The organism is Streptomyces sp. NPDC058008, assembly GCF_042886395.1.
Lineage (GTDB): Bacteria > Actinomycetota > Actinomycetes > Streptomycetales > Streptomycetaceae > Streptomyces.
Window position 1 is genome coordinate 100,701 of sequence record NZ_JBHVQX010000013.1, and the last position, 15,420, is coordinate 116,120.

12 protein-coding genes are annotated in these 15,420 nt (G+C 73.7%); 7 read left to right on the forward strand and 5 right to left on the reverse strand.

What is annotated here, in order from left to right:
* Window positions 1-527: 527 nt before the first annotated feature.
* Together ACFVS9_RS15425 and ACFVS9_RS15430 are read right to left on the reverse strand one after the other, a co-directional pair.
* A complete protein-coding gene (locus ACFVS9_RS15425; protein ID WP_389932492.1) occupies window positions 528-1,232 on the reverse strand; it encodes a phosphotransferase in 705 nt (234 codons plus the stop codon).
* Between the two features lie 37 nt (window positions 1,233-1,269).
* Window positions 1,270-2,325, reverse strand: coding sequence for a DUF2804 domain-containing protein (locus ACFVS9_RS15430; RefSeq protein WP_389932495.1), 1,056 nt, complete (start codon window positions 2,323-2,325; stop codon window positions 1,270-1,272).
* 646 nt (window positions 2,326-2,971) lie between these two features.
* Here ACFVS9_RS15430 and ACFVS9_RS15435 point away from each other — a divergent pair.
* Window positions 2,972-4,339, forward strand: a complete 1,368-nt coding sequence (locus tag ACFVS9_RS15435) for an alpha-lytic protease prodomain-containing protein (RefSeq protein WP_389932498.1) — start codon at window positions 2,972-2,974, stop codon at window positions 4,337-4,339.
* A gap of 86 nt (window positions 4,340-4,425) precedes the next feature.
* Here the strand turns inward: ACFVS9_RS15435 and ACFVS9_RS15440 are convergent, their stop codons facing one another.
* A complete protein-coding gene (locus ACFVS9_RS15440; RefSeq protein WP_389932501.1) occupies window positions 4,426-6,132 on the reverse strand; it encodes a bifunctional 3'-5' exonuclease/DNA polymerase in 1,707 nt (568 codons plus the stop codon).
* Between the two features lie 155 nt (window positions 6,133-6,287).
* Between ACFVS9_RS15440 and ACFVS9_RS15445 the strand changes: the two genes are divergently transcribed.
* The 3 genes from ACFVS9_RS15445 (at window position 6,288) to ACFVS9_RS15455 (ending at window position 10,983) form a co-directional block, all read left to right on the forward strand.
* Window positions 6,288-7,217 (forward strand): NADP-dependent oxidoreductase, encoded by a 930-nt coding sequence (locus tag ACFVS9_RS15445; RefSeq protein WP_389932504.1) that lies wholly within the window; start codon window positions 6,288-6,290, stop codon window positions 7,215-7,217.
* Between the two features lie 454 nt (window positions 7,218-7,671).
* Entirely contained in the window at window positions 7,672-8,847 is a 1,176-nt protein-coding gene (locus ACFVS9_RS15450; protein ID WP_389932507.1) for a DUF2786 domain-containing protein, read from the forward strand.
* Between the two features lie 54 nt (window positions 8,848-8,901).
* Window positions 8,902-10,983 (forward strand): FUSC family protein, encoded by a 2,082-nt coding sequence (locus ACFVS9_RS15455; RefSeq protein WP_389932510.1) that lies wholly within the window; start codon window positions 8,902-8,904, stop codon window positions 10,981-10,983.
* Between the two features lie 16 nt (window positions 10,984-10,999).
* Here ACFVS9_RS15455 and ACFVS9_RS15460 read toward each other — a convergent pair whose 3' ends face one another.
* The gene (locus tag ACFVS9_RS15460) at window positions 11,000-11,488 is read right to left on the reverse strand and encodes a hypothetical protein (RefSeq protein ID WP_389932513.1); all 489 of its coding nucleotides are present in this window, start codon (window positions 11,486-11,488) and stop codon (window positions 11,000-11,002) included.
* A 274-nt stretch (window positions 11,489-11,762) separates the two neighbouring features.
* Between ACFVS9_RS15460 and ACFVS9_RS15465 the strand changes: the two genes are divergently transcribed.
* On the forward strand, window positions 11,763-12,005 hold the full coding sequence (locus tag ACFVS9_RS15465; RefSeq protein ID WP_383114434.1) for a DUF397 domain-containing protein: 243 nt from the start codon (window positions 11,763-11,765) through the stop codon (window positions 12,003-12,005).
* A 132-nt stretch (window positions 12,006-12,137) separates the two neighbouring features.
* On the opposite strand, the gene ACFVS9_RS15470 is transcribed toward ACFVS9_RS15465, so the two are convergent.
* The gene (locus ACFVS9_RS15470) at window positions 12,138-12,677 is read right to left on the reverse strand and encodes an ATP-binding protein (protein WP_389932516.1); all 540 of its coding nucleotides are present in this window, start codon (window positions 12,675-12,677) and stop codon (window positions 12,138-12,140) included.
* A gap of 343 nt (window positions 12,678-13,020) precedes the next feature.
* Between ACFVS9_RS15470 and ACFVS9_RS15475 the strand changes: the two genes are divergently transcribed.
* Window positions 13,021-13,905: a helix-turn-helix domain-containing protein gene (locus ACFVS9_RS15475; RefSeq protein WP_383114436.1), complete on the forward strand. Its 885-nt coding sequence runs from the start codon at window positions 13,021-13,023 to the stop codon at window positions 13,903-13,905.
* A 54-nt stretch (window positions 13,906-13,959) separates the two neighbouring features.
* Window positions 13,960-15,417 carry an aldehyde dehydrogenase family protein gene (locus ACFVS9_RS15480; RefSeq protein WP_383114437.1) on the forward strand — a complete coding sequence of 486 codons (1,458 nt, stop codon included), beginning with the start codon at window positions 13,960-13,962 and terminating at the stop codon, window positions 15,415-15,417.
* The last annotated feature ends 3 nt before the right edge of the window (window positions 15,418-15,420 follow it).

The following is a 15,420-nucleotide window of genomic DNA, read 5'->3' on the forward strand; positions in this document are numbered from 1 at the left end:
GTGCGTCTGGCGCGCCGTGGAGGTTCGGGGTGCTGGTGGGGGCGCGGATCGGCTGCGGCAGTGGTGTCACAGGGATCGGCGGGGCCCGGCGGTGGACCAGGTTCGGCGGTGGAGCCTGAGCGCCCCCGGCCGCGGCTCCCGGCGAGGGCTGCGTCGAGCGGGTCTGGGGCTCGGCCTCGCTCCAGCGGTGCGTCGGCGGTGGCATCGTCGCCGGTCGCCGGTCGCCGGTCGCCGGTCGCCGGTCGCCGGTCGCCGGTTGCCGGTCGTCGGTCGCGGTCGTCGGTTCGGAGGTGGCGCGTCCGCTCCTGCGGCACCGTCGCGATCCGCTGCCACGGCTGACCGCTCCGGAGCGGGAGGCGGCGGCCCCGATGGCGGAGGGCCGGTCGATCGGCGTGGTTGCCGGGGTGCTGGCGGTCAGCGGGGGTGCGGTCGGCGGGCACTTCGGCCGGGTCCCCTGCCCAGCTGGACCGCCCAGCCGGACCTTCTCCGGCCGATGAGACGAACCGCCAGGTCCTTGCGGTGCCGGCCTACCTCCGCGAGTGGGCGGCGCCCGGGTCCGTCAGTGATGCGACCAGGCCCGCGGCCTCGTCCAGTGCGGCCGTCTCGTGGGCGGTGAGCCGTGGGTCCTCCGCGCGCAGGGCGGTCGCGCGGGCCAGGCAGTCGGCGGGTACACCGCCGTCCGCTGCGAAGCGGGAGAGCAGCGCCGCCAGCAGGCCCCGCAGGTGCCCGCCCTCGGTGAACGACGGGTCGAGCGCCACCTGGGCCAGGATCAGGGAGGTCATGGCACGGTCCAGGCAGGCCGGCCCCTCACGGGCCGTCAGCCAGTCGGTCACCATGGCGCCCTCGGGGGCGAGGATCACGTTCTCCGGGTGCAGGTCCAGGTGCAGGATCCGGTCCTCGGGGTCCTGGGAGAGCCGTGGGGGTATCGCGTGCAGCTCCCGCAGGAGCCGCGCCAGCAGGTCCGCGCCCGCGGCCTCGGTGACCGTGCCCGCCAGCAGCGCCTCGGTGAGTGTCGGCCCCTCCAGCCGCTGCACCACCAGGTCCGTGGGCAGGGCGTCCTCGCCCGGCGGCCCGATGCGCGGGACCGGGAAACCCGAGGCCGCGAGGTACGACATCACGGCCAGTTCACCGGTGGTGTCGATGCCGTGGCGGTGGCGGCGCAGGACCCAGGGGCCGTCGAGTGCGTAGACGTCGGCGGTGCGTCCCGAGCCCAGGAGTGGGCCTATATGCATGAGGGGAAACCTACCCGCGCCGTCCCGCGCGGGGGAGTCACCAGCGCATGTGAACATCCTCGGCCCAGCCCAGGAGTTGCTCCACCGCGATCTCCTCGTCGTCGTCGGTCCTGATCCGGCCGTTGTAGTGCCCGAAGCACTGGTCGGTCCGGTTGGCGAGCAGGCCGAGGTCGGTGCGGGCGGTGCGGTTGTGGAACGGTTCGAACGTCAGGTCCACCTGGTCCGACGAGGGGGTCCGGAGGGTCCAGGGGGCCAGCGGGTCGGCGGCGGACCAGCGCCAGTCCAGCTCCTCGCCGATCTTGGTGACCCGGCCGTCCACGCAGAGGCCGTTCTCGGTGGATCCGGTGCCTTCCGTCCAGCGCCCGCCGAACTGGAGGCCGACCGTGTGGCCGCCCGTACGGCCGGACGCAGCACCCCAGTTCCAGTCGGCGGTGCGCGGCCAGCGCCCCCGGCCGTGGTCCAGGACGGCCCAGCTCTCGGAGCCCTCCCCGCCGAACTCCACGGTCTCGCCGCCGATGCGCACACTGCCCCGGGCGGGGAGGGCCGTGTGCTTGGACGTGTACTGGAAGCGCCGGCCGTTCCACGGCACGACCACCGAGAGCGATTCATGGCCGTCCGGCCGCGACACCAGCAGGCTGACCTCCACCGGCTGCCGGTCCGGTGTCAGGCAACGGGCCCGCAGCCTGGTTCCCGAGTTCTCGTCGCGGATCTCGACGCGCACCTTGTTCCCGGTGGGCCGGGCGGGGCCGACGGTCACGTCCTCGGAGCCGGGTGCCCCGGCCACGGCGTCCGGGAGCCGCACGCCGTGGCCCAGGGGGATGACGGAGGAACGCTCGAACTCGCGGCCACCGGGGCCGAATTCCAGCAGGTAGACCGTGTTCAGCGCCATGAAGTCGAGGTCGCTGACCGTCAGGGCCACCAGGTGGGTGGGCGTGGTCACGCACCAGTACTCCCACCGCTTCGTACGGCCCCAGCCCCGCATCCCGGTCCGGTGCAGGGGTGTCCTGGACCAGCCGACGGCCGCCGGGTTCAGGCTGCCGTCGGGCAGACACAGGTCGACGGGCCCGGTGATCTCGTGCTCGTGCGTCGCCATGGCCCGGAGCCTATAGCGGCCAGGGACCGTGAAAGGGGCGGCGGTTGCAGCTGGACCCGCACCCGCCTCCGGTCCGCGCCGGGCCCCGTGTTCTGTGTTCCGTCAGTACGGGACCTGACTCTGCCTGCTGCCTGTGCCGTGTTCCGCCGGTACCGGGCCCCGCCTGCTGCCTGCTGCCCGTGCCGTGTTCCGTCACTACCGACCCCGCCTCCTGCCCGTCCCGGCCGTGCTTCCCGCCTGCCGTACGCCGGTGCCGGGCCCCGCACTCGGCCAGTCGCGGGACGGGCCTGTCCTGCTGTCCGGCCTGGCCGCAGTACCCCGCCATCTGCCCGGCTCCCCTCCCCGACCGCAGCGCCCTCCCGCCCAGCCCGGCTTCCCCGCTCCCGCGCGCTTCCAGCCCGCCCCCCTCGACCGGCGCACGCCCCCACCCCCCAGGCCGCCGTACATCCCCACCCTCACCACCCCGAGCCCGCCTGCCCCGCACACTCCCCCCAACCGCCGTACGAGGGGGCCATAACGCGGTGGTAGGGGGCGGACGGGATCTCCTGCGGCGGGGGTGCGCGCGGCTACGTTTCCGGCAGTTCCCCACCCCCCTCGGGTCTCCGCTCCCCCGGAGCCCGACGCCCCCGAGCCCAAGGAGAGTGACGTGGAGACAACCGTGCTCCGCAGACGCGCGTTCGCCTCAGCAGCCGCCGCCGTGGCGGTGGGCGCGCTCGCCCTCGCCGGTCTGACCGGTGTCGCCTCGGCCGGCCAGGCGCGCGGCGCCGTGCCCGTGGCCGAGCGGCTCCCGCAGGGACTGGCCGACGCGATGAGGCGGGACCTCGGCCTCGACGCCGGCGAGGCCACGGCCCGCATAGCGCACGAGCGCCGGGCCGCAGCCCTGGCGGCGGCGCTGGAGAAGTCACTCGGTGCCGACTTCGCCGGAGCCAGGCTGGGCGACGACCCGTCGGTCCTGGTCGTCTCCACGACCGACCCCGCCGACGTCGCCCGGATCGACGCGGCGGGAGCCCGCGCCGAGGTCGTCGGCCACAGCCTGGACCGTCTCGAGGCGGCCAAGGCGGCCCTGGACGAGGTGGCGCTCAAGAAGGCCCCGCGGGAGGTGCCGTCCTGGTACGTCGACCTCCGTGCCAACCGGCTCGTCGTGAACGCCGCCCGCACGGCCGCCGCGGACCGCCTCCTCGCCGCCGCGGGGGTCCCCCGCGCTCTCGTGCGGATCGACCGCTCGTCCGAACAGCCGCGTGCCTACGCGGACCTGCGCGGTGGTGACGCGTACTACATGAACGGAACGGGCCGCTGTTCCATCGGCTTCCCGGTCAGGCGCGGCACCCAGAACGGCTTCGTCACCGCCGGCCACTGCGGGACGCCCGGCGTCACCACCAGCGGGTTCGACCAGCAGGCGCAGGGGTCCTTCCAGGGCTCCACCTTCCCCGGCCGCGACTACGCCTGGGTGGCGGTCAACGCCAACTGGACGCCCCGCGCCCTGGTGAACGGATACGGCAACGGCGATGTGACCGTCACCGGATCCACCCAGGCCGTCGTGGGCTCCTCGGTCTGCCGGTCGGGTTCCACGACGGGCTGGCACTGCGGCACGATCCAGCAGCACAACAGCAGCGTCACCTACCCGGAGGGCACCATCTCCGGCGTGACCCGCACCAGCGTCTGCGCCGAACCCGGTGACTCCGGCGGCTCGTTCATCTCGGGCAGCCAGGCGCAGGGCGTCACCTCGGGCGGCTCCGGCAACTGCTCCCAGGGCGGTACGACGTACTACCAGCCGGTCGGCCCCGCGCTGGCCGCGTACGGACTGACCCTCGTCACCAGCGGTACGCCGACCGACCCGCCCACCGATCCGACCGACCCGCCGACGGAGCCGGGCGGCACCTGGGCCGCGGGCACCACGTACGCCGCCGGAGCGGTCGTGACCTACGGCGGCACGCGCTACCGCTGTCTCCAGGGGCACCGGGCGCAGGCCGGCTGGGAGCCGCCGCTCGTCCCCGCGCTGTGGGAGCGCGGGTAGGCGCGAGGCGGGGGCCCGGACCGGGGTGACGTCCCGGTCCGGGCATCCGGCCGTCGCCGAACGGGGCGCGCTGCTCGGCGTCCGGGCTACTTGGCGTCGGAGTACCGCTCGACGACCGCCGTGCTGAAGGGGAACCGCACCGGCGTCTCCCCGAACGCGACCCGGCCGGCCAGCTCCCCGGCCTCGCGGATCGCCTCCACGACCGCGGGTGCCTCCCCGGCCGGGCAGTGCACGATCACCTCGTCGTGCTGGAAGAACACCAGCTCGGCGCGCATCCCCCCGTCGGCGAGCGTCTTGCGCAGCGCCGCCAGGAGCAGCAGGGCCCAGTCGGCGGCGCTGCCCTGGACCACGAAGTTGCGCGTGAAGCGGCCCCGGGCCCGGGCGTTCGACGAGGCGTACCCCGGGGTGAAGCCGGGGCCGCCGGTCTCCTCCCCGGCCGGCGGTTCCTCGCTCTCCTGCGGGATGCCCGCCTCCCCGTCCTCGTCCGCCCCGGCGGCGGGCGGGCTCGTGCGGCCCAGCCAGGTGCGGACGAGGCGGCCCTCCTCGCCGGCCCTCGCTGCGTCGTCGACGTAGGAGACGGCGTGCGGGAACCGTCGTCGCAGCGCCGCCAGGTTCTTCAGGCCGTCGCCCGAGGTCTGCCCGTAGATCGCGCCGAGCAGGGCCAGCTTGGCGTGGTCGCGGTCGCCGTGGAACGCCCGGTCGGACAGTGCCTTGTAGAGGTCGCCCTCGTGTCCGGCCACCTCCATCAGCCCCCGGTCACGGGAGATCGCGGCCAGCACGCGCGGTTCCATCTGGTCGGCGTCCGCCACGACCAGCCGCCAGCCCTCGTCGGCGACGACCGCCTGGCGTATCACCTTGGGGATCTGGAGCGCCCCGCCGCCGTTGGTCGTCCAGCGGCCGCTGACCGTGCCCCCCGGCTGGTACTCGGGGCGGAAGCGGCCGTCGCGCACCCAGTCCTGGAGCCAGCTCCAGCCGTGGGCCGTCCAGACGCGGTACATCTTCTTGTAGCGGATCAGCGGCTCGACCGCCGGGTGGTCGAGCTTGTCCAGCTCCCACCGCCGGGTCGACTTCACCTTGATCCCGGCCTGCGCGAACGCCTTCACGACATCGGCCGGCAGGTCGGGGCGCACCCGTCTCCCGAACGCCGCGGACACCTCGTCGGCGGCCTCGGCGAGCCTGCGGGGCTCGCCGCCGCCCGCGTACCGCTCGCCGAGGAGGCCGTTCAGCACCTCGCGGTGCACGTCGGCCCGCCAGGGAAGCCCGGATCCGTTCATCTCGGCGGCGACCAGCATGCCCGCCGACTCGGCGGCCGTGAGCAGCCGCATCCGGCCGGGGTGCTCCGCCGCGTCGTGGCGGCGCAGCTGGTCGGCGTAGACCTGGAGGAGCGCCTCGAAGGGCAGGTCGGTGCCGGAGCGCGGTTCGAAGAGGGAGGACTGGGAGCCCGGCTCCGCCGAGCGGGGCGGCGGGTCGGGCGGCACCGGGGCGTGGCACAGCCTGGCCCAGGCCGCGGCGGCCGAGCGCGGCTCCCCGAGCCGCCCCTCGTGGCCGAGCAGCAGCAGCTCGGCGCACTCGATGTCGTAGCAGCGCTCGACGCGCACGCCCGCCGCGAGCAGGCGGGGGTAGACCGCGGCCGTCGAACGCCAGACCCAGCGGACCACTCCGGGGCGGGAGCGGACGGCCTCCACGAGGTCCGGCTCGGCCAGGACGGGACCGGCGGGCAGGCCGTCGCGCGTCAGCGGCACGAGGAGCGCGCCGCCCCCTTCCGCGATGGCCAGAGCCCAACGTTCGGTCATGGGCCGAGTCTTGCACCCGGCACTGACAGCGGACCCCGGCTCACCGGCAGACGGGCCCCGGCTCACCGGGCGGGCGGGCCCGACTGCCGGGAGGATCGGAGGGAGGGTGCGCGTGGCGCGTGCCGGGAACCCGGAAGACAGCGGAGGAGACGGTGATGGAAGCGATCGTGTACGAGGAGTTCGGCGGCCCCGACGTCCTGCGCCTGGACCGGGTCGAGGACGTCCACGCGGGCCCCGGGCAGATCCGGGTGGCGGTCAGGGCGGCAGGGGTCAATCCGGTCGACTACAAGATCCGCAACGGCTGGATGGAGGCCGCGTTCCCCACCCCGCTGCCCGCCACACCCGGCAGCGAGTTCTCCGGGGTCGTCGACGAGACCGGTGAGGGCGTCACGGAGTTCGCGGTGGGCGACGAGGTCCTCGGCCGGAGCACGAGCGGGGCGTACGCGCAGTACGCCCTGGCCGACGTGGGCGCCGTCGCGCGCAAGCCGGAGGGACTGGACTGGGCGGAGGCCGCCGCGCTGCCGCTCGCGACCGCGACCGCCACCCGGGTGCTGGACGAGCTGGGGGTCTCGGCGGGCGAGACCCTGCTGGTGCACGGGGCGTCCGGCGCGGTCGGCTCCGCCGCGGTCCAGCTGGCCGCCGCCCGGGGTGCCACCGTCATCGGAACGGCCTCCCCGGCCAACCACGACTATCTGCGGGTGCTCGGCGCGGTCCCCGTGGCGTACGGGCCCGGGCTGGTGGACCGGGTGCGGGACGCCGCGCCGCAGGGCGTGGACGCGGTCTTCGACGTGGCGGGCAAGGGGGTCCTGGGGGAGTCGGTCGAGCTGCGCGGCGGCACGGCCGACCGGATCTCCACCATCGCCGACCCGGACGCGGCGCGTTACGGCGTGCCGTTCTCGGCGGGCGGCGGAACCTCTCCGGGCGAGGGCAGGAGGCTGGCGGAGTACGCCGAGACCGCGGCGGCGGGCGGCCTGCGCATCCCCGTGGAGCAGACGTTCACGCTGGCGGAGGCGGCGCGCGCCCAGGAGACCAGCGAAGCCGGGCACGTACGCGGCAAGCTCATCCTGCTCCCCGGGGAGCACTGAGCCCCCACCCACACGAGCCCCCGTCCACCGCGTGCACAGCCCCACCGGCCGCATGCAAGGCCGCCGTCCACCGCGTGCACGGCCCGTGTCGGCCGCACGCTAGGCCCCGGTCCACCGCGTGCACGGCCCGCGTCGGCCGCCGTCCGTCGGCCACGCGGCCCCGGTCCGCCGCACGCGCGGCCCGCGGCCACGGCCCCGTCCACAACGGGCGAGGCCTCGTCGCCACGCACACGCCCCGTCCACCGCACGAGCGAGGCCCCGCCCACCGCCTGCACGGCCCGCGTCGGCCGCATGCACGAGGTCCCTCACCCACGCTGCCCGGGTCTACCGCACGCACCCCCTCACCCACGCGCCCTACCCCGCCCCACCCCGCCCCCCACCCCCAGCTGCGTGCCGCCGGCGTCCCCGGGGGCCGCCGGCCGATCGTGGCCGGGGCAGCCCTTAGCCTGGCCCGATGGAATCGGTGATCGACCGGGCGTGCGCCGCGGCCCTGTACTCGGACGGTGACGCGGGCCTGGACACCGGCGCCTCCCTCCTCGCGGCGGACCCGTCCGCCGACGAGGAGCTGCACCGCCGGGGCGAGGAGTTCGTCCGGCGGGCCTGGGCGCGCGGCTGGCAGCCCGCCGACGTCGTACGGACCGTCCGGCGCGAGCTGGACGAGGCCGGGGCCGCGCTCGTGGCCGCCCTGATCACGGCGGAGACGGCGGCGTACGGGCAGCTCCCCCCGCGCTGGGCCGACCAGCTCGCCGCGCTGCCCGCCCCGGCGCCGCGCAACCGTCCCGACCGGTTCACGTACGCCTCCGAGCTCCTCGGGCTGTACCGGCTGCTGCTGCGGCTCCCGGTCATCGAGCCGGCCGGGCCGCCGCCCGGCACGGCCGCCGAGGCCCCGCACCGGCCCCCGGCCCACGGCGAACCCCGCATGCTCACCAGGATCCGGGCGCTGCTCGCCAAGGCGGAGGCGACCGGTTTCCCGGAGGAGGCCGAGGCGCTCACCACCAAGGCGCAGGAGCTGATGGCCCGGCACAGCATCGACGAGGCGCTCCTCGCCGCCCGTACGCACAGCGCCGATACGCCGGGGGCCGTCCGGATCGGCGTCGACGCGCCCTACGAGAGCGCGAAGGCCGTCCTGCTCGACTCGGTCGCCTCCGCGAACCGCTGCCGCGCCGTGTGGAACAGCGACCTGGGCTTCACCACGGTCGTCGGCTTCGACCCGGACCTGGACGCCGTGGAGCTGCTCTTCACCTCCCTCCTGGTGCAGGGCACCGCCGCGATGACGAAGGCGGAGGCCGGGCAGCGGGCCGGCGGGCGCAAGCGGACCAAGACCTTCCGGCAGTCCTTCCTGATGGCGTACGCCCAGCGCCTGGGCAGCCGTCTCGCGGCGGACACCGCGCGGGTCACCGCCGAGGCCGGCTCGGGGACCGGCTCCGGGAGCCCGGCCGGCGGCCCCGGCGACCTGCTCCCGGTCCTCGCCGCCCGGGACGTCGCCGTCACCGACACGGCGGAGCGGATGTTCCCGAGGACCACCACGACCCGGCTGCGCGGGGCGACGGACGCCGAGGGCTGGACGCACGGCACGGCCGCGGCGGACCGTGCGCGGATGGGCCGGGAAGGTCCGGAAATCAGCCGCTAGATCCGTAGAGCGGCATAAGCCGGGGTTGTGGGGTAATCCGGCTAGGCTCTGCCCATGAGCTGGCTCCGGGCGCTGAGGGAGACGGCCCGGTCGGGGCTGGAGATCGAGCGACGGCGTCTCGAACCGCTCATCGCGGTGCGCGGCGCCGCGGGTCTCGCCCTCGTCGTCGGGGTGAGCCTGGCGCTCTTCGGCCCGGTGATCGCCGCCGGGTCGGCGTTCGGCGCGTTCCAGGCGGCCATCGCCACCTTCCAGCGCAGCTGGCGCCCCCGGCCCGTGCTCGCACTGGTCTCCGGGGTCAGCCTGGCCGTGTCGACGTTCGTCGGCTACGTCACCGTGTCCCACACCGTCCTGTTCCTGATCCTGCTGGTCCTGTGGACGTTCGCCGCCGGGATGGCCTGGGCGGCGGGCCCGACCGGCGGCATCATCGCGGGGTCCAACGTCTCGATCATGCTGGTCACGATCACCCTGCCCACCTCCGTCGCCGACGCGGCGGCCCACGCCGGGATGATGGCGTTCGGCGGGTTCGTCCAGGCGGCGCTGATCGTGCTGTTCCCGGTCCGCAGATGGGGCGCCCAGCGCGACGCGCTCGCCGACGCGCTGGCCGGGGTGGCCGACTACGCCCGCAGGCTGCGGCACGACCCGGTCGCGCCCTTCGACCCCGTACCGCTGATGACCGCCCGCAACGCCGCCGCCGTCACCCCGCGCCAGGCCCGCCGCCGACCCGCCGACCTGCACGGCGCCCGTGGGGTCGCCGAACGGCTGCGGCCGGTCCTCGCCTCGCTGGCGGACCCCGCCCTGGGAGTCCCGGCCGAGGGGCCCGAACGCTACTGGGCGCGGGAGATCCTCGGCGCCGCCGGGTCCCTCCTGGACTCCGCGGCCCGCGCGGTGCGCCACGGGGACCCGGTGCGGCTCGACGAGACGGCGCTCTCCGTGCTGAAGTCCCCCGACACCGAGGTCATCCTCACGGGCCCGCCCCGCCGGGCCGCCGACCGGCTCACCTCGCTGCTCGCCGACGTCATCGAGATCGCCGAGGGGACCGGCACCGACGACCGGACGCCCGGCGAGCCCCTCGTACCGCACCGCAGGCGGCCCACCCTGCTGCGGCTGGTCCCGGTCGTCTACCGCTCCATGCGCCGCGAACTGCGCCGGGGGTCGACGATCCTGCGCCACGCGATCCGGGTGGCGGCGGTGGCCCCGGCCGGCTACCTCCTGGGGGCGGTCCTGCCGTTCGGCCACGGCTACTGGGCGCCGATGACCGCCGTGATGGTGATGCGCCCGGAGTTCACCCAGACGTACTCCCGGTCCGTGGCCCGCTTCATGGGGACCGTGGTCGGCGTCGCCGTCGCCACCGGCATCGTGCAGGCCGCGCACCCGAACGCGGAACTGTCCGCCCTGCTCGCCGTCCTCAGCGCGGGCCTGATGTACCTGCTGATGCGCACCGGGTACGCGGTCGGCCAGGTCTGTGTCTCCGCCTACGTCGTCTTCCTGCTCGGCATGGCGGGCGACGACTGGTCGCAGACCGTGCCCGAGCGCGTCGTGCTGACCCTCATCGGCGGGCTCCTCGCGATGATCGCGTACGCCCTCTACCCGGCCTGGGAGACGCCCAGGCTGCGCGACCGGCTGGCCGGCTGGGTGGTCACGGACGGGCGCTACGCGGCCACGGTCCTCGACCGGTACGCCGATCCCGCCTCCAGGAGCCTGGAGGACGTGCGCGCCGCCCTGCTCACCACCCGGGAGGCCCGCGTCGTCTGGCAGGAGGCGCTGGAGACGGCCCGGCACGAGCCCGTACGCCACCGGGGCATCTCCCGGACCTCCGCGGCGGACGCCCAGGACGCGCTGGCCCAGTTCGGCAGGGTGGCGATGCTCATGGAGGCCCATCTGCCCGCCGTGTCCGCCACCCCGGTCCCCGAGGCCGCCGCGCTGGCCGAGGCCCTGCGCCGCGCCACCGAGGAGGGGGCCAAGGCGGTGCGGGAGCGCCGTGTACCGGAGTGGGGGCCCGTCAGGGAGGCCCTGGACCGCCGGGACGCCGAGCCCGGGCCGCCGCCCGACGCCTTCGTGCGCAACGGGGCCGTCCTGCTGCTCCGCGCCCTGGAGGACTTCTCCCGGGCGCTGGAGATCAGCAGCGGGCGGGCGTAGGGAGGGCCGCGCCGCGTCAGGGGGCGGGCAGCGTGGGCAGGTCCTTCGGCAGCTTCGCGTCGGCGGCCCTGGACAGGGTGTCCGTGGCCCCCGCGTTCCAGGAGACGACGAGCTTCCCGCCGTCGTTGGACTCGATGGATCCCATGGTGCGGGCGGTGTCCCCGTCGAGGCACTTCAGCGCGATCATCACCGTGCCCATGTTCTTCAACTCGCCCTGGCAGATGTGCTGTCCGGCGGAGAGCGCCACCTTGCCCGAGGTGGCCGACAGCACGACGGGCAGGCCGTCGGAGGTACCCGTCCAGGTGCCCGCGAGCGCCGCGGCCGCCGCGGCGACCGCGGCGTCCGCCGTGGCGGCCCCGGAGGGGGTGGCCGGCCCGGAGGCGGTGGCCGGGCGGTCGTCCGACGTCCTGTCCGCGGCGGGGTCGTCGCTGCCGCAGGCGGTCAGTGCGAGCGCGGCGGCGAGACCGGCGGCCGCGAGGGCGCCGGAGCGCGTGAGCCTGTCCATTGGAGTTCCCCCTTGTGGATTCACGGCCGAAAGACGGCGCCAAGCTACCAGGCACGAACAGAACAACTCGCGGAACTGGGAGCCAAATTGGCGTGCCGTTCGTCTGTTCCTCATAGAGGCGGGGGAACGGCGGGCCGAGGGACGGACCGATCGGGGAAAACTGTAATCGCGTGCGCACCCCGCGTGCACGTGCATCTGCTCATGCATTGGCATATGAACACAGCTATGATCCGAGCTAGTTGACACTTGCACCTTGCAACTCGGGGAGCGTCCTGTGCACGACGTGTACAACGGCATGGCGGCCACAGAGCTTCGCGGGGTCGTCTGGCAGAAGAGCAGACACAGCAACTCACAGGGATCATGCGTGGAGTTCGCGAAACTGCCCGGAGGGAATGTGGCGATGCGGAACTCGCGCCACCCCGACGGGCCCGCGCTGGTCTATACACCGGCCGAGATCGAGGCGCTGCTGCTGGGCGTCAAGGACGGGGAGTTCGACCACCTGGCCGCCGGGGCCTGATCCCAGGGCCCGTTCGGCCCGGGAGGACAATTCCGCGGCCGCCCACGGCCCTGTGCGCGCGGGGAGATCCCGCACGCCTGCCCGCCCGGCCCGTGACCGTCCGTGGGCGGGCCTGCGCCCGCCGTCCGCGTCCTACAGGCCGTCGGTGAGCGCGCCGAACGGTACGGGGCGCTCCGGCACCGCGTGGTCCGTCAGCCGGAACAGGGCCCAGACCACCTTGCCGAGCCCGCCCTCGGACGCCGTGTCCCCGGCCGGTACGGGGGAGGGGTGCCAGCCCCAGGAGTCGCTGAACGACTCGACGAGGAAGAGCCCGCGCCCCGACTCCGCCGAATCGGGCGCCTCGCCCACGACCGGACCCCGTCGGCTGGGATCGCGCACCGCGCACACCAGGCGCGAGGTCCAGCGCATCAGGTGCAGCCGGACGCAGGAGTCCTGGTTCTCCCGTGCCGCCTCGGCCGGGAGGGCGTGCCGCAGCGCGTTGGTGACCAGCTCGGAGACGACCAGGGCGACATCGTCGAAACGGTCGCCCAGGTCCCACGAGGTCATCGTCGTACGGGTGAATCTCCGTGCCCCGCCCACCGCTTCGAACCGGGCCGGCAGCGTGCAGGACGCCGAACCGGCGATCGCCGACGGGTCGATGGGGGGAAGCCCCTGCCGTAACGGCTCGAGCATCGTCGATCCATTCGTCCCCATGCGAGGCACTCCCGGGATTCGCGGCTGTAGCGGCACTGCTTCTGGCGGGCACTGCGGGTACAGCGGCACAACACGAACGAGCAAGCACGCAGCTGCGCGAGGACCATGGTTCCGAATGCGCAGAGCAGATGCAAGGGCAGATGCACGTGCACGTGACGGGTCTGCCCGGGAGCGTGCCGGTTCAGACTCATTTCTTCCGCTTCCCTGATCCGAAGCTTTGAGAAAGTCTGGCCATCTCTGTAATCGAATGAGTACGGGCTGAAGCGTTTTGGTGGCAGAATCCGCCTCCGGGGTTCGGGGGAACTCCGGAGTACGGGAAGCGATGGGGAGGGTTGGGAAGCCGGTGTCGGCAGGCGAGTCGAGTGGTTCTGTGGTGCGGCGCATCCTGCTGGGCTCACAGCTCAGACGCCTGCGCGAGTCGCGCGGCATCACCCGTGAGGCGGCCGGCTACTCCATCCGTGCCTCCGAATCGAAGATCAGCCGCATGGAGTTGGGACGGGTGAGCTTCAAGGCCAGGGACGTCGAGGACCTGCTCACGCTCTACGGAGTCACGGACGAGGCGGAGCGGGAATCGCTCCTCGGTCTCGCCCGTGAGGCCAATGTGGCGGGCTGGTGGCACAGCTACGGCGACGTGCTGCCCGGCTGGTTCCAGACGTATATCGGTCTGGAGGGGGCGGCCTCGCTCATCCGGATCTACGAAGTGCAGTTCGTCCACGGGCTGTTGCAGACCGAGGCGTACGCCCATGCCGTCGTCACCCGCGGCATGCCCGGCGCGCCCGCGGCCGAGATCGACCGCAGGGTCGCGCTGCGGCTGGCGCGGCAGAAGGCGCTCGTCTCCGAACGGGCGCCCCGCTTCCACGCCGTGCTGGACGAGGCGGCCCTGCGCCGCCCGTACGGCGGGCGCGAGGTGATGCGTGCGCAGTTGCGGCATCTGATCGATATGTCGGAGCAGCCGAATATCACCCTCCAGGTGATGCCCTTCAGCTTCGGCGGTCATGCCGGTGAGAGCGGGGCTTTCACGATGCTGCGATTCCCGGAATCCGATCTGTCGGACATCGTCTACCTGGAGCAGCTGACAAGTGCGCTCTATCTGGACAAGGCAGAAGAAGTCGCCCAGTACGAGAAAGCCATGGTCCGCCTCCACGAGGACAGCCCGGGGCCCGAGGAGAGCCGGGATCTTCTCCGAGGACTCCTTCAACTGACCTGATTCGCCGGTAAGGTGACTTACTGACAGGAATCTGCGCCTGCAGTAAGGGATTGCATGTCCTTCCCCAGTGAACTGGCCCGCCAGTACATCGACGGCGAGTGGCTGACCGGCAACGGTGCGTGGGACATCATTGATTTCAACCCTTACAACGGCGAGAAACTCTGCTCCGTCACCGTGGCCACCGCGGCGGAAGTGGATCAGGCCTACCGCGCGGCCGAACGCGCTCAGCGGGAATGGGCCGAGGCCGGTCCTTATGCGCGGCGTGACGTTCTGGAGAACGCCGTGCGGCTCGTCGGGGAACGTGCCGGTGAAATCACCGAGCTCATCATCGATGAACTCGGCGCCACCCGGCCGAGGGCCGAATACGAGGTGCGTGCCGCGCAGGAGTTCCTGCGCGAGGCCGCCGGGCAGGCGATGCGCCCCGAGGCCCGGCTGATGCCCTCGGTCACCGACGGCAAGGAGAACCGGGTCTACCGGATCCCCGTCGGGGTCATAGGGGTGATCAGCGCCTTCAATTTCCCTTTCCTGGTGACGATGAAGACCGCCGCGCCGGCACTCGCGCTCGGCAACGCCGTCGTGGTGAAGCCCCATCAGAACGCCCCGGTCGCCGGCGGAGGCCTGGTCGCCCGGATCCTCGAGGACGCGGGACTGCCCGCGGGGGTCCTCAACGTCGTCGTCACCGACAGCGCCGAGATCGGTGACTCCTTCATCCGGCACCCGGTGCCCAAGGTGATCTCGTTCACCGGATCGGACCGGGTCGGCCGGCATGTCGCGGCCGTCGCCGCCGGGCTGTTCAAGAGGACCATCCTCGAACTGAGCGGCAACAGCGCCCTCGTCGTGCTGGAGGACGCCGACCTCGACCACGCGGTCCGGGCGGCCGTCTACAGCCGCTTCCTGTTCCAGGGGCAGGTCAGCATGGCCGCCAACCGGATCCTGGTGGACCGGTCCGTGGAGGAGGAGTTCACCGGGCGGTTCACCGCCGCGGTGTCCGCCCTTCCGACGGGCGATCCGCGTGACCCCGGCACCCGTATCGGCCCGGTCATCAGCACGTTCCAGGCCGAGGCGCTCACCGCGCTGGTCGACGGGGCGGTCGAGGCCGGTGCCACCGCGCTCGTACGGGGGCGTACGCGGGGCAATCTCGTCGAGCCGACCGTGCTGACCGGGCTGCCGGAGGGGTCACCGCTGCTGGAGCAGGAGATATTCGGCCCCGTGGCGCTGCTGGTCCCGTTCGACGGCGAGGACGACGCCGTACGCATCGTCAACGACAGCCCCTACGGGCTGAGCGGCGCCGTCCACACGGCGGACGCGGAGCGCGGTGTGCGGTTCGCCCGGCGCATCACCGGCGGGATGTTCCATGTGAACGGCGCGACCGTGCAGGACGATCCGGCGGTCGCCTTCGGCGGCGAGAAGAGGTCCGGCATGGGACGGCTCAACGGCGAGGCCGCCGTGGAGGCGTTCACCACCCGGAAGTGGATCTCGGTGCAGCACGGGCGAACGGTTTTTCCCTTCTGACGC

What these genes read in the sequence shown, in the direction of transcription:
- ACFVS9_RS15450 (WP_389932507.1), top strand. Translation starts at nt 7,672, where the DNA reads ATGGAATCGGTGATCGACCGGGCGTGCGCCGCGGCCCTGTACTCGGAC.
- ACFVS9_RS15460 (WP_389932513.1), bottom strand. Translation starts at nt 11,488, where the DNA reads ATGGACAGGCTCACGCGCTCCGGCGCCCTCGCGGCCGCCGGTCTCGCC.
- ACFVS9_RS15480 (WP_383114437.1), top strand. Translation starts at nt 13,960, where the DNA reads ATGTCCTTCCCCAGTGAACTGGCCCGCCAGTACATCGACGGCGAGTGG.
- ACFVS9_RS15470 (WP_389932516.1), bottom strand. Translation starts at nt 12,677, where the DNA reads ATGCTCGAGCCGTTACGGCAGGGGCTTCCCCCCATCGACCCGTCGGCG.
- ACFVS9_RS15425 (WP_389932492.1), bottom strand. Translation starts at nt 1,232, where the DNA reads ATGCATATAGGCCCACTCCTGGGCTCGGGACGCACCGCCGACGTCTAC.
- ACFVS9_RS15475 (WP_383114436.1), top strand. Translation starts at nt 13,021, where the DNA reads ATGGGGAGGGTTGGGAAGCCGGTGTCGGCAGGCGAGTCGAGTGGTTCT.
- ACFVS9_RS15440 (WP_389932501.1), bottom strand. Translation starts at nt 6,132, where the DNA reads ATGACCGAACGTTGGGCTCTGGCCATCGCGGAAGGGGGCGGCGCGCTC.
- ACFVS9_RS15430 (WP_389932495.1), bottom strand. Translation starts at nt 2,325, where the DNA reads ATGGCGACGCACGAGCACGAGATCACCGGGCCCGTCGACCTGTGTCTG.
- ACFVS9_RS15455 (WP_389932510.1), top strand. Translation starts at nt 8,902, where the DNA reads ATGAGCTGGCTCCGGGCGCTGAGGGAGACGGCCCGGTCGGGGCTGGAG.
- ACFVS9_RS15445 (WP_389932504.1), top strand. Translation starts at nt 6,288, where the DNA reads ATGGAAGCGATCGTGTACGAGGAGTTCGGCGGCCCCGACGTCCTGCGC.